The organism is Vibrio sp. RM-69-4, from assembly GCF_024743775.1.
In the GTDB taxonomy this organism is placed as follows: Bacteria; Pseudomonadota; Gammaproteobacteria; order Enterobacterales; family Vibrionaceae; genus Vibrio; species Vibrio anguillarum.
In genome coordinates this window covers 1-3,239 of record NZ_JAMQXI010000034.1, presented here as the reverse complement: position 1 = coordinate 3,239, position 3,239 = coordinate 1, and the positions used below count along the sequence as shown (strand labels likewise).

Below are 3,239 nucleotides of genomic sequence, written 5' to 3'. Positions count from 1 at the left end.
CATCCCAACAACTAATGCTCACATGTAGTTCATATCATATTGGAAGTAGTTTTAATGTTAATAAAGAAAACAGTTGGATATGCATCAGTAATTTTTACTTTAGCTGTGTCAGGTTGCAGTGATGTTGAAGATGATGTTTTTGAAGCATATAAATGTGCAAAGTCTGCAGATATCTTTAGTGACCGAAAGATGAGAAGTAACGCACTTTTTAAAATGGAAGAAATAGCTAAAGAAAAGAAAATTACCAACTCTTCAGAGCTAATCATGAACGTTGGGCAGCGTGCGCGAAATGAATACGAACCGTACGGTAGTAGTACATCCGGTCAATATCAAATAGATGTATTTAGGGATTGGTATCAATCTAGCTACTGCCAAGGACTCAAGGAAAGTGACCTATATGGAAAAGCTGTTCATCAAAAAATGGCAGTTGCACGTAAAGTTACAATCGAAAACGAATTGAGTTTAACTGTCAAAGATCGCCTTAGCTTTCTCAAGTTAAATCAGTTTCTTGACGCTAACAAAGGGAAGGTCATAAAACTGAGTTTGAATAGTTGCCCGGAATTACAATTAGAATGTGGGCAAATTCAGATGACAGACTCTAGCATTTCATACAACGCAGATTATGAAAGATGTGATTATGACTCTGAAATAGGCGAAGGTATTACAATCTATCTTGGCTCCAACACTAAAAACGTATCTACAAACGATAGCATTAAAACCAATCATTGCGATATGGGAAACGGTATATCACTTTCAAAAAACTCTGGTATTTATAAGGTTCCCAGTTCTGCTGGATGGGGGCAAGGATGGACTGAATGGCTTCTTGAAAATGTACAATGAGCAATTAGAGTGGCTTATCAAATGGCTAACAAAGCATTTAAGAGTGATTCTCAACGCTTGGCATTTTTCATTCCATCGTTGAGTTCAGTGTTTACGGTGTTATGGTTAGGTTCAGTGGTAGCGTTGCTCACACCTTAATGCGGCGTTATATTTTGCTTGGAGTTCAGCGTATGAAAATTACAAATTCTACCTTTAGAGGGGGTGAACCAGCTCGGGCTAATGCGTGTGTTGGGAATAATGGTTCTCCTAGTTACGTTGAATACGCAAAAGGTTTCTCCAAAGCAGCTAACTTGATTATTGATCAAGCACTTGACTCTGAAAATGTAGATTTTCATGTAGATGACATGGTTTATCCAGCATGCTTCAACATGAGACATTCTGTCGAACTAAGATTGAAAGGTGCAATCGAAGATCTTGAGGTTATTGCTAAATGGCAAGGGCGTCGAATTGAATTCGACTTAGTAGGTTCTCATGATATTGGGAATATTTGGGAGTTTTTTAAACGAGAATCAGAAGCTATAGATATTCGATATCAATCTATCAATGAAAAGATTGAACCTACCATATTAGATATCGCAGGTGTTGACGCAACAGGTCAAACGTTTAGGTATCCCGTTGATCGAGATAGCCGAAAGCACTTAGCAGAAGTCGCCATCATCAATTTTAATGTGCTAAAGGCTAAATTTACATCATTAGAAGAAGAGCTTGATAACTTACTATTCCTGACTGAATTCCTGAGAGAGGAATACTCACTAAGTACATTCACGACAAAGTTATCAAGACAGCAATTATTTTCTTTGGCAGATGAACTGCCAAGTATTACTTCATGGCGTAATGACACCTTTAAAGAGACTAAAAAGAAACTTATGGAACGGTTTTCTTTAGGAAGTCGAGACCTTAGTAAAGCAATAGATCTCATAAAATCTAACTATGAATTAAATCATAGAATAGGCTCGCGCTTGCCACTTAAAGGTATAGATGAGTATGACTTGATTTGGTTCCTAGATTTTTGGATGGAATTAAATCCGGAGATATTATCTCGCAAAAATCATACAGGTGGTTTGGTTAAGTTCGAACTTGACTCAATGTTGGACTCACTAGATCGTGATGCAAAGATCAAAGCAATGTTTTGGGATAATTTGAATGGCTATTTGACGCCTGAAAGCTTAGCTGGTTTAAATGCGATCTTCTATTTCGCTAGAGATAAGAAATTTTCTGAAAGGTATGTCACTACCTACGAACATGAGTTGAAAGAATCGACAATGTACTTCAACGAGGGTGGCAGCGGTGTGTGGGATAGTATTATGCACATGGCTGATAAGACAAACTTTTTTGATAACTTAGTTATGAGCCTGTTTTGCTTACACTATGACGACTTAGCTGAGGAGTTGATTGATATTTATGGTGTAAGTGATGCTTTTAATTGGTTAGACAAAGCGAGGACGAGAGAGTTGTTCTCCCTTCCAGAATTAGCTGGGTACTAATGCAAAATATAACAAACAATTTAAGAGTGATTCCCCACGCTTGGCATTTTTGGTTCGGGTTTAGTTCAGTGTTTACGGTGTCCCAGTTGAGTGCAGTGGTAGCGTGGCTCACACCTTAATTGGGCGTTAGCTACAAGGAGTAAATATGGTATCTCGGCATATACCTGAAAGAATGAAAAAGAAAATATATCAAGAAGCTAATATGACTTGCCCTAATTGTGGCGAAAGGGACGTTTCAACGTTTGAAATCCATCATATCCAGCCTTTTTCTGAGGTAAAAAAGCATGAAGAGAAAAACTTGATATTACTTTGCAGTAACTGCCATGCTAACGCCACAGCAGGAGAGTTGGCAGAAATAGAAGTGTTAAGGCTCAAACTTGAACTAATGGCAGGTTCGCTAAAAGCACCACAAACAAAAGAACCAACAGTTTCTAATGTTATATCTTTGGGCTCAGTTAGAAACCAAGGAGTAATCGCAAATAATGTTACTGTTAAGGGCTCTACAAGTAGAGTAGTTCAATTACCGACATCTGGATCTATTGCTTGTAGCCTTACGCACAGAAATTATATTAAATATCTGATTGATAGATATCATAGCTTCAAGGTGTCTGAAGTTGGGAAAGGCGGTATGAAATATCCCGTGTTCTATGGAAGTATTAAGCGTAAGTTTGGTGCAAAATGGGACTCCATCCCTTTAGGTAAGTTCAGCGAGTTAAGTGAGCACATTCAAGAGCGAATTGATAAAACGGTTCTTGGTAAAAAACATAAATCTCAAGGGCTTAAATCTTACTCCAACTATAAAGAGTACTTGACGAAAAATTGTAGCTAACAAACGGCTCAAGAGGGATTGCCAACGCGTGGCGGCTTTAGTGCAAAATTGAAGTTCAGGTTTTACGGTGTGTTTTTTGAGTTCGG

3 protein-coding genes are annotated in these 3,239 nt (G+C 38.1%); all 3 read left to right on the top strand.

All coding sequences use genetic code 11. The features are described 5' to 3' along the window. Positions 1-54 precede the first annotated feature (54 nt). The 3 genes from NB504_RS04300 to NB504_RS04290 all read left to right on the top strand — a co-directional run bounded on the left by NB504_RS04300 (position 55) and on the right by NB504_RS04290 (position 3,153). Positions 55-840 carry a hypothetical protein gene (locus tag NB504_RS04300; protein WP_129152891.1) on the top strand — a complete coding sequence of 262 codons (786 nt, stop codon included), beginning with the start codon at positions 55-57 and terminating at the stop codon, positions 838-840. A 170-nt stretch (positions 841-1,010) separates the two neighbouring features. Beyond that, a complete protein-coding gene (locus NB504_RS04295) occupies positions 1,011-2,324 on the top strand; it encodes a hypothetical protein (RefSeq protein WP_130355280.1) in 1,314 nt (437 codons plus the stop codon). Positions 2,325-2,469: 145 nt separating this feature from the next. Then, the gene (locus NB504_RS04290) at positions 2,470-3,153 is read left to right on the top strand and encodes an HNH endonuclease (protein ID WP_258428367.1); all 684 of its coding nucleotides are present in this window, start codon (positions 2,470-2,472) and stop codon (positions 3,151-3,153) included. Positions 3,154-3,239 lie beyond the last annotated feature (86 nt).